The following is a 21679-nucleotide window of genomic DNA, read 5'->3' on the forward strand; positions in this document are numbered from 1 at the left end:
ATGCTAGACAGCATTAAAGACAGTTTTACAGAAAGTATTCAAATTCAAATTGCAGCAGCAGAAGCATTGCCAGATGCCATTACTCATGCCGCTCAAGCGATGGTTTCGAGCTTACTTAATGGCAACAAAATTCTTTGTTGTGGTAACGGTGGTAGTGCCTCTAATTCGCAACAGTTTGTTTCTTGCCTTTTAAACCGTTTTGAGACAGAACGCCCGAGCCTCCCAGCAATGGCCCTGACCGCTGACAACACGACGCTTACCGCAGTTGCCAATGACTATCACTATCAGGAAATCTTTTCCAAACAAGTTCGCGCATTTGGCCAGCCTGGTGACATTCTGCTCGCTCTCTCAACTAGCGGTAACAGTAAAAATATAATCAAAGCAATGGAAGCAGCCGTAACACGTGACATGACGATTATCGCGCTTACCGGTAAAGATGGTGGCGAGATGGCGGGTTTGCTGGGTGAAAATGATGTTGAAATTCGCATCCCTTCTCACCGTACCGCGCGTATTCACGAAGTTCACTTGCTTACTCTACACTGCCTGTGTGATCTCATTGATCAAGTGCTTTTCCCAGCTCACGAAGAATAACGAAGATTGAGAGTCAGAATAATGATACGTAGCCTAGTTGTCTTATTAACCGTTCTAAGTATCAGTGGTTGCGCAGGCTTGTTTATCGCTGGTGCTGCCACGACAGCGAACATCGTCACGGATACGCGCTCAACCAAGCAGATCTGGTTAGACAATAATATAGAGTTTGAAGTAGCTGCAATGGGCAACAAGCAGCCTTTCAAAGGTATAGCGAGAGTATTCGCGAGCTCTTACAATGGAACCGTGGTTCTTATGGGGCAAGCCCCAACACAAGATTTGGTTAACGACCTTGAAAGAAGAACCCGGGAACTATCTGGCGTAAAAATCATTCATAATCAAATGAAAGTAAAAGAGCCTCTTACCGTTACCCAAATCAGTAATGACAGTTGGATCACCACAAAAGTGAAATCATCATTGCTCACTGATGAGAAGCTCAATGCTGTCAAAGTTAAAGTGATTACTGAAGATAGTGAAGTATTTCTGTTTGGTTATGTAACAGAAGCACAGAGCGAGCGAGCGATAGAAATCGCACGTAACATCTCTGGAGTAAAGCAAGTGATTAATGGGTTCCAGTACGGAGGGACAGAGCCCGTTGAAGTTGACTTACCTAATAATGCTACGAAACCAATACAAACTGATACAAACGACGATGATGAAGCAAACGTTGAAGTATTTACTATAAGTCGATAATTGCTAAAGCATCATCTCAACAAACCAAAAAAAAAGCAGCGTAATCGCTGCTTTTTTTATTTAATAACTCTTAAGCTTGGTTTTCCTTTCGGACGAGGTACTTCACTTTCGTTATCACCAGATTCCGAGTCCGCAACTTGGGGAACGCCATCACTTACCGTCGTAAACGATGGGGATTGTTCGTCTTCCATCGTCTCTTCTTCGATATGAGTGTAAGCCTCTTCTGGTTCAAACATAGTACCTGCACCATTCTCACGTGCATAAATTGCCTGAACCGCATACACAGGGACAATTACCGAATGCGGGCGACCACTAAAACGAGCGTGGAAAGTAATCGCATCGTTACCCAACTCTAGATTACCAACGGCACGAGGTGCAATATTCAAGATAATCTGACCATCTTGAATAAATTCAACAGGTACACGTACGCCTGGCATGGTTGCGTCAACAACCAAATGAGGAGTTAAGTCATTGTCTACCAGCCAATCGTAGAATGCGCGAAGCATATACGGACGGCGGGCAGTCATCTTTGCAATATCCATAACGTCTCTAATTGCTTAACGAACCAGACGCATTTCACGTTCAGCTTCAGTCAAAGAAGCAAGGAAAGAATCACGTTCGAATACGCGGTTCATGTATACCTTAATTTCTTTTGAACCTGGGCCGATTAAATCGATGCCAAGTTGAGGTAAACGCCACAACAATGGAGCTAGGTAACAATCAATCAGGCTGAATTCTTCGCTCATGAAGTACTCATATTCAGCAAAGATTGGCGCTAGAGTCAGAAGGTCGTTACGCAGTTTAGTACGTGCTTTTTCTGATTCTTCCGCATTACCTTTCATGATTTTTTCAGCTAGTGAGTACCAGTTACGTTCGATACGGTACATCATCAAGCGGCTGTTACCACGAGCAACAGGGTAAACCGGCATTAGAGGCGGATGAGGAAAACGCTCGTCCAGGTACTCCATGATGATTTTTGAATCGTAAAGCGCGAGCTCGCGATCAACAAGAGTTGGCACTGATTTATATGGGTTTAGCTCAACAAGCTCAGCAGGAAGGTTAGCTTCATCAACAAGCTCTACTTCAACACTTACGCCTTTTTCAGCTAGTACAATGCGAACCTGATGGCTATATAAATCTGATGCACTTGAGAAAAGAGTCATCACAGAACGTTTGTTGGCAGCTACAGCCATGGAGCCCTCCAGTACACTTACAAATAAAAACAATGGAGGCTAAGCCTCCATTGTACATCAATTAAAATTGGGAATTAGCATGACATTTTAGCACAATTAATGCACATCACGCCAATACTCTTTCTTCAGCAACACAACAATGATGGTCAGAATGACTAAGAAGCCCATAACCCACCAACCAATTGAGTGGCGCTCTAGTTGCACTGGGTCACCAGAGTAAACCAGGAAGTTAACTAAATCGCCGACCGCTTTGTCGTATTCGCCAGTGCTAAGCTCACCAGTACCGTTCGTTTCAGTACCAACAACAACTTGTACTTCTTCTCCATCAGCGACATGAGTATCGTAAACCGGCGTTGGAATACCTTGTAGTTCTTCTAGAACGTGTGGCATACCAACACTTGGGAAGACAATGTTATTCACACCAAACGGACGTGATGGATCCACATAGAAAGAACGCAAGTAAGTGTAAATCCAGTCAGCACCGCGAACTCGGGCAACCAGCGTCAAATCTGGTGGTGGAGCACCAAACCAGTTTGCCGCTTGCTTAGGTGGCATTGCGTTAACCATCAGATCACCGATTTTCGCCTCTGGGTTGAAAATCAGGTTCTCTTTCATTAAGTCCGTTGGAATTTCCAAATCGGTTGCGACACGCTCATAACGCTGATATTGCGTAGAGTGGCAGCCAAAACAGTAGTTCATGAATAGCTTCGCGCCGTTTTGCAGCGAAGCTTTATCCGTTAGGTCTACGTGCGCTTTATCAAGATGCACGCTGGCACCCGATGCCATCGCTAGAGATGGCAACATAGCAAATAGAATTACAATCCACTTCTTCATTTGAATGTTACCCTCTCTGGTAATGGTTTGGTTGCTTCATTTTTGCTGTAGAAGAACAGCAGTACGAAGAACATGAAGTAACCCAAACTAAAGATCTGTGCTAGTAGTGTGTATGTTGGTGTGGCTGGCAGCGCACCCAAAATACCTAGCGCAATGAAGCTAATAGTGAATTGGATAATATTCAACAGATGAAGTTTGCTACGGTAACGGTAAGAACGTACTTTACAACGATCCAACCAAGGTAGAACAAACAGTACTGCAATCGAGGCACCCATAAGGATTACACCCAACAGCTTGTCCGGAACTGCACGCAAGATTGCATAGAACGGTGTGAAGTACCACACAGGAGCGATGTGCGCAGGTGTTTTCAGTGGGTTCGCTGCTTCAAAGTTAGGCGGCTCTAAGAAGTAACCACCCATTTCTGGGTTGAAGAACAGCACGTAACAGAACAAGAACAAGAAACCAGCAACACCAACCAAATCTTTTACCGTACCGTATGGGTGGAACGGAATAGAATCGATGATGTCGTATTTTTTCGAGTAGTAATCGTGGAACTTGAACTGCGTTTTGTAATCATCGCCCATCGTGCCTTTAGGCAGCTTAGTCTCGATACCGTCAGGGTTGTTTGAACCAACCTCGTGCAGCGCCAATACGTGAAGAACGATCAGTAGAAGCAGTACGATAGGTAGCGCGATAACGTGAAGTGCGAAGAAACGGTTCAACGTTGCACCAGAGATGATGTAGTCACCACGGATCCAAAGTGTTAAATCGTCACCGATAACAGGAATCGCACCAAACAATGAAATGATTACCTGTGCACCCCAGTATGACATCTGACCCCATGGTAGTAGGTAACCCATGAACGCTTCTGCCATAAGAACCAGGAAGATCAACATACCGAAGATCCACAGTAGTTCACGAGGCTTTTGGTAAGAACCGTAGATCAGACCACGGAACATGTGCAGGTACACAACAACGAAAAATGCTGAAGCGCCGGTAGAGTGCATGTAGCGCAACAACCAACCGTATTCAACATCACGCATGATGTATTCGATAGACGCAAACGCACCTTCACCAGAAGGAACGTAGTTCATCGTTAGCCAAATACCGGTAAGGATTTGGTTAACAAGAACCAACATAGCCAGAGAACCGAAAAGGTACCAAAAGTTGAAGTTCTTCGGCATCGGGTATTCAGATAAATGCTTTTTATAAGCATTCATTGCTGGTATACGTTTTTCTACCCAGTCTAACATTGCTTGCATTATGCATCCCCCTCATCAACACCGACAATGAGCTTCGTGTCACTCAAATACATGTGCTTAGGAATCACAAGGTTTAACGGTGCAGGAACCCCCTGGAACACTCGACCAGCCATATCAAACTTAGAACCGTGACATGGACAGAAGAAGCCAGATTTAACACCCTGAACTTGCTCTGAGAAAGAGTCCGGCAGATAACTAGGTGAACACCCCAAGTGAGTACAGAAACCAACAGCGACAAAATACTCAGGTTTAATTGAGCGGTACTCATTCTGAGCATAAGCAGGTTGCTGCTCCATTTCAGATTGAGGGTCGCGAAGCTTATCTCCGATAGTTTTCAGATTATCTAACACTTGTTGAGTGCGGCGTACTATCCATACTGGTTTACCCTGCCACTCAACACGAACCAATTGGCCCGGTTCGATTTTACTGATATCCACTTCCACCGGTGCACCCGCAGCTTTTGCTTTGGCACTCGGATTCCATGATTTTATAAAAGGAACGGCGACGGCAGCTGCCCCTAATCCGCCAACAACTGCCGTTGTAGCGGTTAGAAAACGCCTGCGACCGTTATTTAAAGGCGCGTTGCTCATCCAAACATTCTCCCATTTGCTCCCTTGGATCGTTATTATTCCGCTTATAAGAGCATGGCTAACACATAATGAATTTTGTTCTATTAATAGGGAGAAATGATAAAGAAAACCCTACTTTTTGACAAGATAAAGCTACCTTTTTGTAACATTTGTGAGGCGAATCGCTCGTGTCGTCACAAAAGCAGTAAAATTATAAAAGTTTGATGTGATTTGTAACAAGAAAGCAGAAGGAAGAGACGTGACATAACACGCTCTGTGCTTTTTATATCGGTAGTTTTCAGCTAATTACGTCGGAAAATATTATAAAAAGATGAAAAATCGGTTACGTCTGTTATAAAAAACTTGTAGCACGCAAATTAAGATAAAACTTTAAAATTATTCAGAGAATATATTGTGCAGACTTAGCGGAAGAAATCGGAGGAATAATTTCGAAACTGAGCGCTATTTTTTACGGTTGGATAAAAACAAAAAGCTCGGCATATAGCCGAGCTTTTGGTGCACAGTTTCCAGAATAAATCTGGAAAGCATAATTTCCGATAATTGGAAATTAACGCTTAGAGAACTGTGGACGACGACGTGCTTTACGTAGACCAACTTTCTTACGTTCAACGCAACGAGCGTCACGAGTAACGTAACCAGCTGCACGTAGAGCAGGACGTAGAGACTCATCGTATTCCATAAGCGCGCGAGTGATACCGTGACGGATAGCACCAGCTTGACCAGAAATACCGCCGCCTTTAACTGTAACGTAAAGGTCTAGCTTCTCAGTTAGTTCAACTAGCTCTAGAGGTTGTTTAACAACCATGCGAGAAGTTGGACGACCGAAGTATTCATCAAGGCTACGCTTGTTTACTACAATGTTGCCGCTGCCTGGTTTAATAAAAACACGTGCAGCTGAGCTTTTGCGACGGCCAGTGCCGTAGTATTGATTCTCTGCCATTTTCGAAATCCCCAATTAGATGTCTAGTACTTGTGGTTGTTGAGCAACATGGTTGTGCTCAGCGCCTGCGTAAACTTTAAGCTTACGGTACATAGCACGGCCTAGAGGACCACGTGGAAGCATGCCTTTAACTGCAATCTCAAGAACCATCTCAGGTTTACGATCGATCAACTTTTCAAAAGTGATAGATTTTAGACCACCTGGGAACTCAGAGTGACGGTAGTACACTTTGTCTTTAGCTTTGTTACCAGTTACAGCAACTTTCTCAGCGTTGATAACGATGATGTAGTCACCAGCGTCAACGTGAGGAGTGTATTCAGCTTTATGTTTGCCACGTAGGCGAGATGCAATTTCACTTGCTAGACGGCCAAGAGTTTTACCTTCAGCGTCTACAACGTACCAGTCGCGTTTTACAGTTTCTGGTTTAGCAACGAAAGTTTTCATGCTAATAATAACCCGTTAATTAAAATTTAAACTTTAAAGGAACACCCTTTTGGTGCTCCCACACTGTCTAAGAGCCCAGTCATCACCCCTTCGAGTCGTTGGTACTCTCGACCTTCTATGTCGAATAACTTCGATAATCAGGTCTGCAGTAACGGTGGGTCGCAGGATTATAGAGAAGAGCGCAGAAAAAATCACCTTTTTTTGCGCCAAATCACTAATTTTTTCTTCGCCATTTTAAGAATCACGCCAATTTAGGCTAAATGTTCTCTTGCTAGGTACTCATGGCTCTGCATCTCAGTCAAACGGGATAAGCAGCGCTTAAACTCAAACTCCAACTGCCCCTGAGTATATAAGCTGTCCATTGGCACTTCGGCAGAAATGATCAGCTTTACATGGCGCTCGTAAAACTCATCCACCAACGCAATAAAACGTCTTGCCGCATCATCAATTTTGCTACTCATCTGTTGGACATCTGCAAGTAATACGGTGTGATAAATACGCGAAAGCTCGATATAGTCATTCTGACTACGCATCGTCTGGCATAACTGAGCAAATGAAGCATGCAATACACCATCACTAGCTTCAATAACCTCGATTTTACGATGATTAATCTCTATCTGGTGAGCCACAACATTTCTCTCTCCAGTTAATTGCTGGTAGTACTTATTGAGATTAACCGTTGCCTGCTCATCGAGTGGATGATGGTAGATCTCCGCCTGCTCAAGCGTTCTCAAGCGATAATCCACACCGCTATCCACATTCAGTACGTCGCAACGTTGCAGAATCATCTCAATGGCAGGCAGGAAGCGAGCTCTTTGTAGGCCATTCCGATACAAGTTTTGCGGTTCGATATTCGAGGTAGCCACCAGCACCATCTGACGCTTGAACATCTCTTGCAACAAAGTGGCGAGGATCATTGCATCAGTAATGTCAGAAACAAAAAACTCATCAAAGCAAACCACATCCGCTTCTTTTTTGAATTGCTCAGCGACCTTAGAGAGTGGATTTTCAACATCGCCTAATCGCTTCATTTCATCGTGTACCCGGTACATGAATCGATGAAAATGAACTCGCATTTTTCTGTCTGTTGGCAATGCATCAAAAAACGCATCCATTAAATAGGTTTTGCCTCGCCCTACACCACCCCAAAAATACAACCCTTTGGGTGGTTGAGGCATTTCCGCTTTTTTACCCATGAGCTTTTGCCATTTAGGCAGCTGGGGAGTCGGTGCAGACTGAAATTCAACAATAGCATGGTAGAGCTTATCTAAAGCAGTGACCGCTTGATGCTGGGCTTCATCACGCTGAAATCCATGTTCTGCTATGTCATTTTGATATCGTTCTAGTGGTGTCATCGCATTAGGTCGTAGTAGATGTACAGGGAATTATCACCTCGGGAAATGTCAGAATAGAGCATTAATACACGCAGGAAAATGAACGCGAGAAATAAACACGCCCTACTTATCAGTCCCCGAAGACATACTGCTATTTTTCTTTATCGGCTTTGCAAGCCATAGTAACATGGACGCACACCTCATGTAACTAAGTAGTAAAAGACTTGTTAAAACAAATATAAGGAGCAGTTATGCCTTGGATTCATGCCATTGTGGGTTTGCTGGTCGGTACAATCGTAGGCGTAGTCATTAGCAGACTAACCACCCCTGAATACAGAAAGCAGAAGTCTGTAAAAAAAGAACTTGAATCAGCTAAATTTGAACTAGAGCAACAACGTCAAGAGCTGGTTGATCACTTTGCGCAAACCGCAGAGATGCTAGATACCTTGGGTAAAGATTACACCAAGCTTTATCAGCATTTAGCTAAGACTTCTTCTGAACTTCTGCCGAACCTGCCTGAACAAGATAATCCGTTTGATAAAAGAGCGGCGATGGCGTCAGAGCAAATCAAAGAAGACCAGCCTGATATTAACGAACAGCCAAAAGATTACGCCAATGGCGCAACTGGCCTGTTAAAAGACAAAGAGAAAGAAATCATTAGTGCTCCTGAAGTCGTAACAGCTAAAGCATCATAACCCCTCTTTCACTCTCCCAGCAGGTCGATACATAAAATTAAAATTTGTATCGACCTGTTTTGAACTTTTCTCAAACCGCACATCTCTAACTTACTTGTGGACTGCCGTCCCCTTTTGAATATCCCAACTAATCCTTATATTACTAACAGTTAGGATATTTCTTTTTGGCAGACATGTTTCAAGAGGAGTTATTGGATGAAAAAACCACTGCTTGCACTAACCGTTCTATCTTTAAGCCTGAGTTCAATTCTAGCGCCAATACAGGCTACAGCAGCCTTGCCACTCAGCATGGATGGCCAGCAATTACCAAGCTTGGCACCTATGCTGGAAAAAGTAACCCCAGCGGTTGTCAGCATCGCGGTAGAAGGTAAACAAGTGCAAACCAGCCGCATTCCTGAGCAATTTCAATTTTTCTTCGGCCCAGATTTCCCTATGGAGCAAAAACGAGAACGTCCGTTCCGTGGCCTAGGTTCTGGTGTCATCGTTGATGCTGGTAAGGGTCATATCGTAACGAATTATCACGTAATAAAAGGGGCGGATGAGATTCGAGTACGTTTATACGATGGCCGTGAATATGACGCCGAGCTCATCGGTGGCGATGAAATGGCTGATGTTGCACTACTTAAATTAGAAAAAGCGAAGAACCTGACTCAAATTAAAATTGCCGACTCAGACAAGCTGCGTGTTGGTGACTTTACAGTGGCGATTGGTAACCCATTTGGTCTGGGTCAAACCGTCACTTCCGGTATCGTTTCTGCGCTTGGTCGAAGCGGCCTGAATGTCGAAAACTTTGAAAACTTCATCCAAACCGATGCTGCGATCAACAGCGGTAACTCGGGTGGCGCACTGGTCAACTTAAATGGTGAGCTGATTGGTATCAACACCGCCATTTTGGGTCCAAATGGTGGTAACGTCGGGATTGGCTTTGCTATTCCATCTAACATGATGAAAAACCTCACCGAACAGATTTTAGAATTTGGTGAAGTTAAACGTGGCATGCTGGGCGTTCAGGGTGGAGAAGTAACATCTGAACTGGCGGAAGCACTAGGCTATGAGGCGAGTAAAGGAGCCTTCATTGGTCAGGTAGTTCCGGATAGTGCCGCTGACAAGGCTGGCCTAAAAGCAGGTGACATCATTGTTTCAGTGAATGGTAAACCTATCAGTACGTTCTCGGAATTGCGCGCCAAAGTCGCCACTCTCGGGGCTGGTAAGAAGATTTCTCTGGGCGTAATTCGAGACGGCAAAGACCAGACCTTTGATGTGACATTGGGTGAATCGACCAACGTGAAAGCAAAAGCAGAAACGCTACATGAAGGTCTTAAAGGCGCTGAGTTGAGTAACACGACACCGAGTGATGCGGTGCAAGGTGTCAAAGTCACCAGCATCGTGGAAAACTCACCAGCCGCTCAATATCAGCTGCAACAAGGTGACATCATTATTGGCGTGAACCGTCAACGAGTGAAAAACATAGCAGATCTGCGCGCAATTGTTGAGAAGCAAAAAGGCGTCTTAGCACTGAACATTCAGCGTGGAGAGCGTACCATTTACCTAGTAATCCGTTAGTATCATTTGTTTAAAAATGAGGAAGTATTCGTTCTGTGCGTTCACGACATCGGGTGATAAAGCTCGAATACTTTGACTAACGTTTAATCAGACAATTAAAAGGGCAGCATGATCACGTGCTGCCCTTTTGTTATTTATCAATGTAATGCTATTCTTCAACTTTCTATGCCATTTTGGCGTTCATGCATGGAGAGGATATGCTCAGCTTTTTATTACGTTCTGTCTTTTTAGGCTTAGCAACCGCCGCTATTGTTCTACTGGCCGTTCCATCACTACGTCACAATGTCATTCCCGCTGCACTTGATCCTGAACCGAGTAACATCGCGTCACTTGAGATCTCTTTTAATCAGGCCGTAAGAAGAGCAGCACCTGCCGTGGTGAATATTTACAGTCGTAAGTACGTTGAAAATGATCGCAGTAAGCTTTCTACACAAGGCTTGGGCTCTGGTGTCATCGTCAGCGAAAAAGGCTACATCATTACTAACTACCATGTTGTGGCGCAGGCCGATCAAATCGTGGTAGCACTGCAGGACGGCCGGGCCGCCGCCGCTCAGCTTGTCGGTACAGACAAACGCACTGATATTGCAATTTTACGCGTTGAAGGCTCTAATCTGCCAGTAATTCCACTTAACTCAGACTATAAACCTCAGGTTGGAGACGTGGTGCTTGCCATTGGTAACCCGTATAACTTGGGACAAACCACCACCTTTGGCATTATCTCCGCGACGGGACGCTCCTCTATCAGTGATGGACGCCAGGCGTTTATTCAAACTGATGCCGCAATCAACGAAGGTAACTCAGGTGGCGCACTGGTGAACACCCAAGGCGAATTAGTCGGTATTAATACCGCCTCTTTCCAGCAAGCGACCGATTTAGAAACCTATGGTATTTCGTTCGCGATACCAGCGCCACTAGCGAACAAGATCATGCATAAAATCATCGCTGACGGACGTGTTATTCGCGGTTATATCGGTATTGATGGTCAAGACATCAATGCCGTGACAGCGCGTTTATTGGGTAATGAACACATTGGTGGGATTGTTGTGCTTGGCATTGATCCAAATGGCCCCGCGAGCGCGGCAGGCTTTGAAAAGCAAGACATTATTATTAGTATCGATGGTAATAAGGTGCAGGGGCGCCAAAGTGTGATGGATATTGTCACTGATTTGCGTCCAGGTACAACAGTCGACGTAGGTATCATTCGTCAAGGCAAGGAAATTACGTTAAAAGTCACCATTGCCGAAGACAAACAAGAGGCATAAAAAAATCCCAGCCAATGGCTGGGATTTTTGTTTTTATTCGCTATCGCTCGATTCTTCAGTATTGTCTGATTCACCGAGTTCGATATCAATTCGCGTCACTCGTTGTAAGCCTCTTGGAAGCAAGCTTCCTCGACGGCCACGCTCACCACGGAAGTTATCTAAGTCCGTCGGTTTTAAACCTAATTTACGCTTACCAGCGTACAGCGTTAAAGATGCGCCTTGCGGCAGAGCAATAAGATGTGACAAGACTTCTTCACGATCTTTCGCTTTCGCGGCAGGAATGTTGATGATCTTGTTACCTTTACCTTTCGCTAATTGCGGCAGGTCTTTAATTGGGAACAACAACATACGCCCCTGGTTTGTGATCGCTAAGATTTCATCAGAATCTAAGTCTTCAATCGCTTTTGGTTCCATCACCTCAGAGTTAGTAGGTAAGGTCACCAGCGCTTTACCGCTGCGGTTCTTCGATAGTAATTCTGCGCCTTTACATACAAAACCGTACCCTGCATCAGAACCTACCAGCCATAGCTGATCTTCTTCACCCATAATAACCTGGCGAATGCTGGTGCCCACAGTGATGTTCAAGCGCCCAGTGATCGGCTCACCCTGACTGCGTGCAGATGGCAACGAGTGAGATTCAAGCGAGTAGCTTCTACCGTCACTGCCAAGGAACACGGCAGGTTGGCTGCTCTTGCCTCGAGCGTGCGCCAAGTAGTTATCGCCAGACTTGTAGTTCAAGCTTTCAGGCTCTAGATCGTGGCCTTTCGCATGACGAATCCAACCTTTTTCAGAAAGCACAACGGTAATTGGTTCACTTGGTACCAGATCACGCTCAGTCAGCGCTTTCGCCTCAGAGCGCTCTACCAAAGGAGAACGGCGATCATCACCGTACTTCTCAGCATCCGCTTTGATTTCTTTTTTCAGTAATGTGTTCAGACGACGCTCAGAACCTAATAGCTGCTCTAGTTTTTCACGTTCTTTTTCCAGATCTTCTTGCTCACCGCGGATCTTCATCTCTTCCAGCTTGGCAAGATGACGAAGTTTGGTATCCAGAATCGCATCAGCTTGAATATCCGTGATACCAAAGCGTTCCATAAGCACCGCTTTCGGATCGTCTTCAGTACGGATGATCTCAATCACTTCATCCAGGTTCAGGTAAGCAATCAACAAACCTTCTAAGATGTGTAGTCGAGCCATCACTTTATCTAAGCGATATTGCAGACGACGGCGAACTGTAGTGCGACGGAACTCAATCCATTCAGATAAGATTTGAACCAGACCTTTCACTTGAGGACGGTTATCCAGACCAATCATATTCAAGTTAACGCGATAGCTGCGTTCAAGATCGGTGGAAGCAAACAGGTGATTCATCAATAGATCGCAATCAATGCGGTTAGAGCGAGGCACGATAACGATACGAGTCGGGTTCTCATGATCCGATTCATCACGTAGATCCTCAACCATTGGCAACTTCTTCGCGCGCATTTGGTTTGCGATCTGCTCAAGCAGTTTGGCACCAGAGACTTGATGTGGAATCGAAGTGATGACGATTTCCGAGCCTTCCTTATGCCACACAGCACGCATTTTAATGCTGCCGCGGCCGTTGCGATAAATCTTCTCGATTTCCGCTTGTGGTGAAATGATCTCCGCTTCCGTCGGGTAGTCAGGACCTTTCACAAACTGCATCACTTCTGGCAGATCGGCTTTCGGATTGTCGATGAGGTGGATCGTTGCATCCGCGACTTCTCGTACGTTGTGTGGCGGAATATCAGTCGCCATACCAACTGCGATACCCGTTACGCCATTAAGCAGGATATGTGGCAGACGTGCTGGCAACATTTGCGGCTCTTTCATCGTGCCGTCAAAGTTTGGTTGCCACTCAACCGTGCCTTGACCTAATTCGCCCAGCAGTACTTCAGCAAACTTAGACAGTTTCGCTTCGGTATAACGCATCGCCGCGAAGGATTTAGGATCATCTGGCGCACCCCAGTTACCCTGACCATCAACCAGTGGATAACGGTAAGAGAATGGCTGTGCCATCAATACCATCGCTTCGTAACATGCAGAGTCACCGTGCGGATGGTATTTACCCAACACGTCACCCACGGTACGTGCTGATTTTTTGTATTTTGCTGATGCCGAAAGACCAAGCTCCGACATCGCGTAGATGATACGTCGTTGAACCGGCTTTAACCCATCGCCAATGTATGGCAATGCGCGGTCCATAATTACGTACATCGAGTAGTTCAGATAAGCGTCTTCGGTGAACTTGCGCATTGGCAACTGTTCAACGCCATCGTAAGTAATTTCTGTAGACATTCGTTAAACCTCTGCCAAGTCGCCGTTGTTTTGTAGCCAAGAGCGACGGTCATCTGCTCGTTTCTTACCAAGCAACATGTCCATCATTTCCATGGTCGCTGCAGAGTCATCAATGGTTAACTGCACCAGACGACGCGTGTTTGGATCCATGGTGGTCTCGCGCAACTGCAGTGGGTTCATCTCACCCAGACCTTTGAATCGCTGCACGTTGATTTTGGCTTTCTTCTTCGACAAACGTTCTAAAATGCCATCTTTTTCATCGTCATCGAGCGCGTAGAACACTTCTTTTCCACAGTCGATTCGATACAGTGGCGGCATAGCGACATAGATATGACCCGCTTCAACCAGTGCACGGAAGTGACGAGTAAATAAGGCACACAGCAGAGTCGCGATGTGAAGACCATCCGAGTCCGCATCGGCCAGGATACAAACCTTACCGTAGCGAAGACCTTCAAGGTTGTCATTATCAGGGTCGATGCCCAGAGCGACAGAAATATCGTGTACTTCTTGTGACGCCAAAACTTGGTCTGCAGACACTTCCCAAGTATTCAATATCTTACCTCGAAGCGGCATGACGGCCTGGAACTCACGATCGCGGGCTTGCTTGGCTGAGCCACCCGCCGAGTCACCCTCGACAAAGAAGATTTCTGTGCGGTTTAAATCTTGTACAGAACAGTCGGTCAATTTACCTGGCAATGCCGGACCTGATGCGACTTTCTTACGCACGACTTTCTTGCTCGCACGCATGCGGCGGTGTGCGTTAGCGATACAAACTTCAGCCAGTTGCTCTGCCAGTTGCGGCTTTTCATTTAACCATAGGCTGAACGCGTCTTTCACCACGCCAGATACGAACGCCGCCGTTTGACGAGAAGAAAGACGTTCTTTAGTCTGGCCGGCAAATTGCGGATCTTGAATCTTCACTGACAAAACGTATGAACAACGGTCGAAGACGTCGTCACCTGTCAGTTTCACGCCACGAGGAAGCAAGTTGCGGAATTCGCAGAACTCACGCATTGCATCCAGCAAACCTTGTCGCAAGCCGTTTACGTGCGTACCACCCTGAGCGGTAGGGATAAGGTTCACGTAACTTTCAGTGATCATCTCACCGCCTTCTGGCTGCCAGATCACTGCCCAGTTTGCTGCTTCAGTTTCCGCTGAAAATTCACCAGTAAATGGTTCTTCTGGCAGAACGGTGTAACCTTTAACACCTTCCACAAGATAGTCTTTTAAACCATCTTCGTAGAACCACTTGTAGTCTTGGTTATTTACTTTGTCGGTAAAAGTGATTTCTAAGCCAGGACAAAGTACCGCTTTTGCTCGCAGGTTGTTAATCAGACGAGTCACAGAGAAGTTTGCAGAATCAAAGTACTTTGTATCTGGCCAAAAATGTACACTGGTACCACGATTACGACGACCACAGGTCCCCGTTACAGTAAGGTCAGAGACTTTCTCACCATGCTCAAAAGCAATATCGTAGATCTGACCATCACGGCGAACCGTAACTTCTACACGCTTAGAAAGCGCGTTCACGACAGAAATACCTACCCCGTGAAGACCACCAGAGAATTGGTAGTTTTTATTCGAGAATTTACCACCTGCGTGAAGCTTACATAAGATCAGTTCAACACCGGAGACTTTCTCTTCTGGATGGATATCTACAGGCATGCCTCGACCATCATCGATCACTTCCAGTGATTGGTCTGCATGTAGGATGACTTGTACTTTAGTGGCATGTCCGGCTAGCGCTTCATCGACACTGTTATCGATAACCTCTTGGCCCAAGTGGTTTGGGCGCGCTGTATCCGTATACATCCCAGGTCGGCGACGTACTGGCTCTAAGCCATTCAGTACTTCAATGGCCCCAGCATTATATTGTTCAGTCATAATACGGAATTGTTCTCAACGTTTATTTGTTGCCTGAGCACCGCTGATTAGAATGTGCGAGCTCAGAAAACGAAAAAGCCACCCTGTTTGTATCTTTTAGTGTTTGTAAATCTGATACATAACAAAGCAGCCAGAGTCCATGACTCTTAAAATCTTTCGGCAAAGCATAGTCGGAAAGCAAACCGCCTATGTCAAGAAACGCTTGGATATATCAATAAAAACTATGAGCGTATTCCAAACGTTCCTAGGGTCTGCTTATCTTTCGTGGTTAATTTTGTTCGAAAGGTCAACAGCCCCCTGCAAATTACAGCTCAAGGAATTCGATAATCTTTGCAGGATAACGCTCAAAGCCTACAAAACTGTGATCACCGCCTTGTTCTACCGTTTGCTTAGATTGTGCAAACTTATTTACCGCCTGACGATAGTCTAAAACCTCGTCTTCAGTTTGTTGCAGCAGCCAAAACGAATTTGGCGATGCGATGCTTTGTACATCAAGAGCTTTTAGCTCGTCAATATGACGCGCCTCAAGTGTATAAGTTTCATTCGTATATGGGTTAGTTTGTTCACCCAAATAGTCGACTAACAGCTCATAAGGTTTCACTGCCGGGTTGACAACTACCGCTTTGAATCCAAATTTACTATTCAGCCAGGTTGACATAAAGCCACCCAGCGAGCTGCCTACTAAACCAATTTTGTAATCGTCCTGATACTGCTCAACAATATCTAGCAGCATCTGAGCGGATTGCTGAGGGAAACACGGCAACTGTGGAATAATCACTTTGATGTCCGGTCGATGCTGCTGGCAATATTCCCGCATTAAGTTTGCTTTCATTGAAAGCGGTGAGCTATTAAAACCATGGATGTAAAGTAATAGAGAAGGTTTAGTCATAAAAGTCTCACAATGAAAAAAGAAAGCCCGAACATATTGTTCGGGCAGGATTAGTTAGTATCCGTTCGAAGAGAAATCTGGTTGGAACTGACCTTCAGGGAGTCGGTGTACCTGAGTCGTAATGTCACCACTCGAATGCAGTTCTAACTCACGCCATCCAGGTGATGTCGTATCTAAGGCAAAATCATCTGAGTTAGGTTTGAATTGCACACACGTTGAAGGTGTCGCCATAACTCGAATACCATTGTGAAGCACATTCATATCTTGATGAACATGACCACATACAATTCCTTTCACGCTGTCAAAACGCTCAACGACTTGCCAGAATGCTTCCGCATCTTTCAGTGTATGCTGGTCGAGCCATGCGCTACCGACAAGACGTGGGTGGTGATGCAATAACACCAGCGTATGACGATCCGGAAACTCGTTTAACTTCTCTTCAAGTAGCGCCAATTGCTGATCACTTAAACGCCCATGTGGAACGCCTACTACTTGAGAGTCGAGAAGAATCATTTGCCACTTGTCACCAAGTAACACATGCTCAGTCGTCTTAATCTGCTCTGATGGAAGAACACTGCCCATATTTGGCTTGTAGTCATGATTGCCCGGCAGCCAAAAACAATCTTTTTCAAGCGGGGCAATGCCCGCGGCGAATCGTTGATAAGATTCCGCGCTATGATCTTGCGAAATATCGCCGGTCGCTAAAATATAATCAAACCCCACCTTGCGGCGAAAAACCTCAGCAACCACAGCAGCAAAGCTGTCGGCAGTTTTTACGCTCAGCAAACTTCCCTCATCTGCGGCAAACAGATGAGTATCCGTGATTTGTAAAAGTTTGATGCTGTCACTAGATGATTGCAAAATGAAAACCTGATTCGTCCACTATATAGTTATTAATTATTTTCCTTTAATGACGCGACGAAAAATTATTGAATGCAAGTGGCGTTCTACTGATCCCACTTCTTAAACAAAACGTCAGCCATTCACCAAGGAATGTATTGAGCTGATGCTTTTCATCTTTTTGCATCAACTTGTCGTTGGGATAATCATATTTAGCTTGTATACGAGAGAAGTCTCCGCTTGAGCATACTTCCGCGACCCTCGCATCGTGGTAAAGCCTGACAGACATCGTCGGTAAAGGAAACACTGGGGTTTCATCACTCTGACATATCTCAACAACTGTGGTGTATTTTGTGACTTCATTCACGGTCAGTTGATAAACCATGTTCGCAGCTTGATAGCAACGAACGTCACCGACCTCGGCAGAGACAGGCAGCAAGGCATTTAACTTAGCGTAGTTCGTCTCATAGGTTCTCATTAGACCTACTAAATCAACATGATATCGCTGTTTTTCAGCTGTCTGCACCATTACTCACTCTCCACCTTTATGGGGGCTCCCCCATTGTGATTTCAACTCCAGATGGTTTAATTGCAACCACTGTACTGCAATAATTGAAGCAGCATTTTCAAGTTTTCCATCTTTCACCCATTGATACGCGTCTTCACGACTGATCACATGAACTCTAATATCTTCATCTTCATAGTCTAAACCATGAATGCCATGCGCTTTAGAAGCATCGACCTCCCCGACAAAAATATCCAGCTTTTCTGAGCACCCGCCCGAAGATGGATAGTAAGAGGTCATTGGAACGACACGTCCGACTTCAAGGCCCGCCTCTTCTTGAGCTTCGCGGCGGATCACTTCTTCCATAGACTCTTCTTTGTCTACCATACCAGCGACAATTTCAAGCTGCCAAGGATGCTCATGTTCTAATGCACCAACGCGGATCTGTTCAATGATCACAACCTGATCCGTTATCGGATCATAAGGTAACATCGCAGCTGCATGCCCACGTTCGAACATTTCTCGCTCAACAACGTCACTCCAACCACCAGCAAAAAGCCGATGTTTGAAACGGTACTTCACCATTTTAAAAAATCCGCGAAACAGTGTCTCTTTCGAGACGATCTCCACATCTTGGGAAGTATACTCATTTTGTCGCTTGTCACACTGTTGCATTCAGCACCTCTCTGAGTGAATCTTGTAGTGTACTCATTGTTATTCACTTGCTCAAAGGACTTGGCTCAACTTTTTGTACAATAGTTATAATTTATTTTAAGTATTATTCATTTTTTTATTGCACAGATGGATAATTAAGTGTAAAAAAATGCAAAGTTTAGAGTAAATATCGTTCAAACTGAGTTAAACTACTGAGAATTAACCAATCTATTGACCGCGGGAATAGAAAATGAAAAAATTGCTTCCACTATTTATCAGTGCAGCGCTAGGCAGCATAAGTGCATCGGCTTATGCAGACTCTTTGGCTCAAATCTATGACTTAGCAAAACAGAACGATCCCCAATTGCTTAGTGTAGCAGCGCAGCGTGATCAAGCTTTTGAAGCAATCACATCTAGCCGTAGTGCCCTTTTGCCACAAATCAATCTAACTGCAGGTTACGACATCATCCGTGGCGATATCGATTATAGTTCGACGGGTAAAACGACTTATGACAAGAATGATCTGACCGCAGGCATCAACTTCACTCAAGAACTGTACAACCGCGCATCTTGGATCTCGCTGGATACTGCAGAGAAATCAGCTCGTCAGGCAGACGCTACTTACGCTGCAACGCAACAAAGTTTGATCCTTCGCGTTTCACAAGCTTACTTTGAAGTACTGCGCGCTCAAGATAACCTCGTTTTTGTCCGCGCAGAAAAAGCTGCAGTTGGTCGCCAACTTGAGCAAACTAAGCAGCGTTTTGAAGTCGGCCTTTCTGCAATCACAGACGTACATGATGCACAAGCTCAGTACGATGCCGTACTTGCTGATGAAGTATTGGCAGAAAATGATCTTATCAACAGCTACGAATCTCTACGTGAGATCACCGGTCAAGAACACAAGAACCTGAATGTTCTTGATACTGATCGCTTCTCTGCAAGCGGCTCAGACAGCCCTGCAGAAGCTCTGATTGAAGAAGCAAAAGAGAAAAACCTAAGCTTGCTGTCTTCCCGCATTTCTCAGGATATTGCTCGTGACAACATTTCACTTGCTAGCTCTGGTCACCTACCAACGCTGACACTGGATGGCGGTTACAACTACGCAGATAGATCAGAAAGCGCAGCCGACTACGATCTTGATGCACTTAATGTGGGTATTAACCTATCAGTTCCTCTATACACCGGTGGCAACACGACATCACAAACGAAACAGGCAGAGTATGCTTATGTCGCGGCAAGTGAAGATCTTGAAGCACAATACCGCAGTGTAGTAAAAGAGGTTCGTGCACAAAACAACAACATCAATGCATCGATCGGCGCATTGAAAGCTTACGAGCAGTCAGTGGTATCAGCGCGATCAGCGTTAGAAGCAACTGAAGCAGGTTTTGATGTGGGTACTCGTACTATTGTTGACGTTCTGGATGCAACCCGTCGTTTATACGATGCAAACAGAAACCTGTCTAACGCACGTTACGACTACATCATCAGTGGTCTGCAGCTACGTCAGGCTGTTGGTACGTTGAGTGAGCAAGATATCTTAAATATCGATGCTGGCCTGAAACCGACAATGTAATTCTTTAACGAATACGCAAAAACGCCAGTTGTTTTATCAACTGGCGTTTTTTATTGCCTCGAAGGCTTCATCGCCAATTGGATCAAAAAAGGCCACCTCGCAGGCGACCTTATGTTTAACGATTATGAGCAGCATTAATCAATGATTAACCTTTGCCACCTTTAATTGCGTTAATGATTTCGCTGGTTGAACAGCCATCTTCAAAGTTAAGTACACGGACTTCACCACCAGCTGCAATGACTTCTTTACCACCAGCAATATCTTCTGGTTTGTAGTCACCACCTTTGACTAATAAGCTAGGCAGTACTTCTGAGATCAGACGCTGAGGTGTATCTTCGCTAAATGGTACAACCCAATCTACGGCTCCCAAACCTGCCAATACTGCCATACGGCGATCAGTAGGGTTCACTGGACGACCCGGTCCCTTCAGACGTTTAACCGATTCATCGGTATTCACGGCAACGATAAGGCGATCACCCAGCTCAGCAGCATGGTTTAGATAAGAAACATGGCCTGCGTGAAGGATATCGAAACATCCATTGGTCATGACAACCTTCTCGCCTCTCGCACGTGCTTTTTTCACAGCTTCAATCAGCGCTTTCTCTGAAATCACGCCAAAGTCAGTATCTTTACTACCGTGCACAGCTTCAGCTAATTCAATTTCAGACAGTGTCGATGTACCCAGTTTGCCAACCACAACACCAGCCGCCGCATTTGCCAGCGCGCACGCTTCTTCGAAAGATTTACCAGCCGCAACCGAAGCAGCAAGTACCGAAATCACCGTATCACCAGCACCGGTAACGTCATAGACTTCTTTCGCTTGTGTTGGCAAGTGGAATGGCTCTTGGCCACGGCGGATCAAAGTCATGCCGTGTTCGCTACGTGTAACTAACAGCGCTTCAAGATCAAATTCTTCTACAAGAGCTAACGCTTTTTCCGCCAGATCCTGATCAGATTTCACTTTGCCAACAACATCTTCAAATTCTTTCATGTTGGGGGTCAGCAGTGTTGCTCCACGGTAGCGTTCAAAGTCTGCACCTTTTGGATCGATAAAAACTGACACATTCGCCTCGCGTGCTTTCTTAATGTAGGCTTGAACGTGCTCTAACGTACCCTTCGCGTAATCAGACATGATCACCGCTTTTACGTTTGGCAATGCTGAATCCATACGAGAAAGTACTGGCTCTGCGTCTGTATTTTCGAACTTGTCTTCAAAGTCCAAACGGATCAACTGTTGACCACGGCTCATAACACGAAGCTTGGTGATCGTTGGGTAGTCAGGCAGCGCAACAAAGTCACATTTTACTTTGAGCGAGTTTAGCGTTTCAGTCAGCACTTTTGCTGGCTCATCCATTCCTGTCAGACCAATAATATGAGCATGGCCGCCCAATGATGCGATATTCATAGCTACGTTTGCAGCACCACCAGGACGTTCTTCATTGTTTTCTACTTTTACAACTGGAACCGGCGCTTCAGGAGAAATTCGTCCGGTTGGGCCATACCAGTAACGATCTAGCATGACATCACCGATGATAAGCACACCAGCGTTGTTGTAATCAGGTAGAATTGGTTTCATTATTGGTCTCCAAAAATTAAATCGACGAGAGTTTAACACAG

At 45.3% G+C, this 21679-nt stretch carries 21 protein-coding genes; 6 read left to right on the forward strand and 15 right to left on the reverse strand.

The features are described 5' to 3' along the window. Nucleotides 1-591 (forward strand): phosphoheptose isomerase, encoded by a 591-nt coding sequence (locus tag WJM94_RS12970; protein WP_444494634.1) that lies wholly within the window; start codon nt 1-3, stop codon nt 589-591. 21 nt (nt 592-612) lie between these two features. Beyond that, a complete protein-coding gene (locus WJM94_RS12975; RefSeq protein ID WP_444494635.1) occupies nt 613-1281 on the forward strand; it encodes a BON domain-containing protein in 669 nt (222 codons plus the stop codon). A 56-nt stretch (nt 1282-1337) separates the two neighbouring features. Here the strand turns inward: WJM94_RS12975 and sspB are convergent, their stop codons facing one another. The 8 genes from sspB to zapE form a co-directional block, all read right to left on the reverse strand. Next, on the reverse strand, nt 1338-1823 hold the full coding sequence (sspB, locus tag WJM94_RS12980; RefSeq protein ID WP_444494636.1) for a ClpXP protease specificity-enhancing factor: 486 nt from the start codon (nt 1821-1823) through the stop codon (nt 1338-1340). A gap of 15 nt (nt 1824-1838) precedes the next feature. Further along, complete coding sequence (gene sspA / locus WJM94_RS12985) at nt 1839-2474, reverse strand: stringent starvation protein SspA (RefSeq protein WP_444494637.1); 636 nt, start codon at nt 2472-2474, stop codon at nt 1839-1841. A gap of 96 nt (nt 2475-2570) precedes the next feature. Beyond that, nucleotides 2571-3308 carry a cytochrome c1 gene (locus WJM94_RS12990; protein WP_444494638.1) on the reverse strand — a complete coding sequence of 246 codons (738 nt, stop codon included), beginning with the start codon at nt 3306-3308 and terminating at the stop codon, nt 2571-2573. Further along, nucleotides 3305-4570: a cytochrome b gene (locus tag WJM94_RS12995; RefSeq protein ID WP_444494639.1), complete on the reverse strand. Its 1266-nt coding sequence runs from the start codon at nt 4568-4570 to the stop codon at nt 3305-3307. The genes WJM94_RS12990 and WJM94_RS12995 overlap by 4 nt, the downstream gene beginning before the upstream one ends. Beyond that, nucleotides 4570-5160 (reverse strand): ubiquinol-cytochrome c reductase iron-sulfur subunit, encoded by a 591-nt coding sequence (gene petA, locus WJM94_RS13000; RefSeq protein WP_444494640.1) that lies wholly within the window; start codon nt 5158-5160, stop codon nt 4570-4572. Before petA ends, WJM94_RS12995 begins: the two co-directional genes overlap by 1 nt. Nucleotides 5161-5707: 547 nt before the next feature. Next, a complete protein-coding gene (rpsI, locus tag WJM94_RS13005) occupies nt 5708-6100 on the reverse strand; it encodes a 30S ribosomal protein S9 (protein WP_005458217.1) in 393 nt (130 codons plus the stop codon). Nucleotides 6101-6115: 15 nt separating this feature from the next. Continuing rightward, the gene (rplM, locus tag WJM94_RS13010; RefSeq protein WP_444494641.1) at nt 6116-6544 is read right to left on the reverse strand and encodes a 50S ribosomal protein L13; all 429 of its coding nucleotides are present in this window, start codon (nt 6542-6544) and stop codon (nt 6116-6118) included. A 251-nt stretch (nt 6545-6795) separates the two neighbouring features. After that, nucleotides 6796-7899, reverse strand: coding sequence for a cell division protein ZapE (zapE, locus tag WJM94_RS13015; RefSeq protein ID WP_444494642.1), 1104 nt, complete (start codon nt 7897-7899; stop codon nt 6796-6798). Between the two features lie 230 nt (nt 7900-8129). On the opposite strand from zapE, the gene zapG reads away from it, so the two are divergent. The 3 genes from zapG to degS all read left to right on the forward strand — a co-directional run bounded on the left by zapG (nt 8130) and on the right by degS (nt 11398). Further along, nucleotides 8130-8573: a Z-ring associated protein ZapG gene (gene zapG / locus WJM94_RS13020; protein WP_444494643.1), complete on the forward strand. Its 444-nt coding sequence runs from the start codon at nt 8130-8132 to the stop codon at nt 8571-8573. Between the two features lie 195 nt (nt 8574-8768). Continuing rightward, entirely contained in the window at nt 8769-10136 is a 1368-nt protein-coding gene (locus WJM94_RS13025) for a DegQ family serine endoprotease (RefSeq protein WP_444494644.1), read from the forward strand. A 197-nt stretch (nt 10137-10333) separates the two neighbouring features. Beyond that, on the forward strand, nt 10334-11398 hold the full coding sequence (gene degS / locus WJM94_RS13030) for an outer membrane-stress sensor serine endopeptidase DegS (protein ID WP_444494645.1): 1065 nt from the start codon (nt 10334-10336) through the stop codon (nt 11396-11398). Nucleotides 11399-11431: 33 nt separating this feature from the next. On the opposite strand, the gene parC is transcribed toward degS, so the two are convergent. From parC to nudF, 6 genes are all read right to left on the reverse strand, one after another. After that, the gene (gene parC / locus WJM94_RS13035) at nt 11432-13717 is read right to left on the reverse strand and encodes a DNA topoisomerase IV subunit A (RefSeq protein ID WP_444494646.1); all 2286 of its coding nucleotides are present in this window, start codon (nt 13715-13717) and stop codon (nt 11432-11434) included. Nucleotides 13718-13720: 3 nt separating this feature from the next. Continuing rightward, complete coding sequence (parE, locus tag WJM94_RS13040) at nt 13721-15601, reverse strand: DNA topoisomerase IV subunit B (protein ID WP_444494647.1); 1881 nt, start codon at nt 15599-15601, stop codon at nt 13721-13723. 304 nt (nt 15602-15905) lie between these two features. Next, nucleotides 15906-16490 carry an esterase YqiA gene (gene yqiA / locus WJM94_RS13045; protein ID WP_444494648.1) on the reverse strand — a complete coding sequence of 195 codons (585 nt, stop codon included), beginning with the start codon at nt 16488-16490 and terminating at the stop codon, nt 15906-15908. 54 nt (nt 16491-16544) lie between these two features. Continuing rightward, nucleotides 16545-17351, reverse strand: a complete 807-nt coding sequence (gene cpdA, locus WJM94_RS13050; RefSeq protein WP_444494649.1) for a 3',5'-cyclic-AMP phosphodiesterase — start codon at nt 17349-17351, stop codon at nt 16545-16547. A 46-nt stretch (nt 17352-17397) separates the two neighbouring features. Beyond that, complete coding sequence (locus WJM94_RS13055; protein ID WP_444494650.1) at nt 17398-17859, reverse strand: DUF1249 family protein; 462 nt, start codon at nt 17857-17859, stop codon at nt 17398-17400. A gap of 3 nt (nt 17860-17862) precedes the next feature. Then, nucleotides 17863-18510, reverse strand: coding sequence for an ADP-ribose diphosphatase (gene nudF / locus WJM94_RS13060; RefSeq protein ID WP_444494651.1), 648 nt, complete (start codon nt 18508-18510; stop codon nt 17863-17865). Nucleotides 18511-18739: 229 nt separating this feature from the next. Here nudF and tolC point away from each other — a divergent pair, with 229 nt between their 5' ends. Further along, on the forward strand, nt 18740-20062 hold the full coding sequence (gene tolC, locus WJM94_RS13065) for an outer membrane channel protein TolC (RefSeq protein ID WP_444494652.1): 1323 nt from the start codon (nt 18740-18742) through the stop codon (nt 20060-20062). Nucleotides 20063-20207: 145 nt separating this feature from the next. On the opposite strand, the gene hldE is transcribed toward tolC, so the two are convergent. Further along, complete coding sequence (gene hldE, locus WJM94_RS13070; RefSeq protein WP_444494653.1) at nt 20208-21638, reverse strand: bifunctional D-glycero-beta-D-manno-heptose-7-phosphate kinase/D-glycero-beta-D-manno-heptose 1-phosphate adenylyltransferase HldE; 1431 nt, start codon at nt 21636-21638, stop codon at nt 20208-20210. Nucleotides 21639-21679: the final 41 nt, after the last annotated feature.

This window comes from Vibrio sp. YIC-376, from assembly GCF_052353105.1.
Taxonomy (GTDB): Bacteria; Pseudomonadota; Gammaproteobacteria; order Enterobacterales; family Vibrionaceae; genus Vibrio.

Bases quoted from the DNA above. Each gene is read 5' to 3' on its own strand.
- rplM (WP_444494641.1), bottom strand. From the start codon at position 6,544: ATGAAAACTTTCGTTGCTAAACCAGAAACTGTAAAACGCGACTGGTAC.
- WJM94_RS12990 (WP_444494638.1), bottom strand. From the start codon at position 3,308: ATGAAGAAGTGGATTGTAATTCTATTTGCTATGTTGCCATCTCTAGCG.
- WJM94_RS13055 (WP_444494650.1), bottom strand. From the start codon at position 17,859: ATGGTGCAGACAGCTGAAAAACAGCGATATCATGTTGATTTAGTAGGT.
- tolC (WP_444494652.1), top strand. From the start codon at position 18,740: ATGAAAAAATTGCTTCCACTATTTATCAGTGCAGCGCTAGGCAGCATA.
- WJM94_RS13025 (WP_444494644.1), top strand. From the start codon at position 8,769: ATGAAAAAACCACTGCTTGCACTAACCGTTCTATCTTTAAGCCTGAGT.
- zapE (WP_444494642.1), bottom strand. From the start codon at position 7,899: ATGACACCACTAGAACGATATCAAAATGACATAGCAGAACATGGATTT.
- WJM94_RS12995 (WP_444494639.1), bottom strand. From the start codon at position 4,570: ATGCAAGCAATGTTAGACTGGGTAGAAAAACGTATACCAGCAATGAAT.
- hldE (WP_444494653.1), bottom strand. From the start codon at position 21,638: ATGAAACCAATTCTACCTGATTACAACAACGCTGGTGTGCTTATCATC.
- degS (WP_444494645.1), top strand. From the start codon at position 10,334: ATGCTCAGCTTTTTATTACGTTCTGTCTTTTTAGGCTTAGCAACCGCC.
- WJM94_RS12970 (WP_444494634.1), top strand. From the start codon at position 1: ATGCTAGACAGCATTAAAGACAGTTTTACAGAAAGTATTCAAATTCAA.
- WJM94_RS12975 (WP_444494635.1), top strand. From the start codon at position 613: ATGATACGTAGCCTAGTTGTCTTATTAACCGTTCTAAGTATCAGTGGT.
- petA (WP_444494640.1), bottom strand. From the start codon at position 5,160: ATGAGCAACGCGCCTTTAAATAACGGTCGCAGGCGTTTTCTAACCGCT.
- sspB (WP_444494636.1), bottom strand. From the start codon at position 1,823: ATGGATATTGCAAAGATGACTGCCCGCCGTCCGTATATGCTTCGCGCA.
- rpsI (WP_005458217.1), bottom strand. From the start codon at position 6,100: ATGGCAGAGAATCAATACTACGGCACTGGCCGTCGCAAAAGCTCAGCT.
- yqiA (WP_444494648.1), bottom strand. From the start codon at position 16,490: ATGACTAAACCTTCTCTATTACTTTACATCCATGGTTTTAATAGCTCA.
- parC (WP_444494646.1), bottom strand. From the start codon at position 13,717: ATGTCTACAGAAATTACTTACGATGGCGTTGAACAGTTGCCAATGCGC.
- sspA (WP_444494637.1), bottom strand. From the start codon at position 2,474: ATGGCTGTAGCTGCCAACAAACGTTCTGTGATGACTCTTTTCTCAAGT.
- zapG (WP_444494643.1), top strand. From the start codon at position 8,130: ATGCCTTGGATTCATGCCATTGTGGGTTTGCTGGTCGGTACAATCGTA.
- parE (WP_444494647.1), bottom strand. From the start codon at position 15,601: ATGACTGAACAATATAATGCTGGGGCCATTGAAGTACTGAATGGCTTA.
- nudF (WP_444494651.1), bottom strand. From the start codon at position 18,510: ATGCAACAGTGTGACAAGCGACAAAATGAGTATACTTCCCAAGATGTG.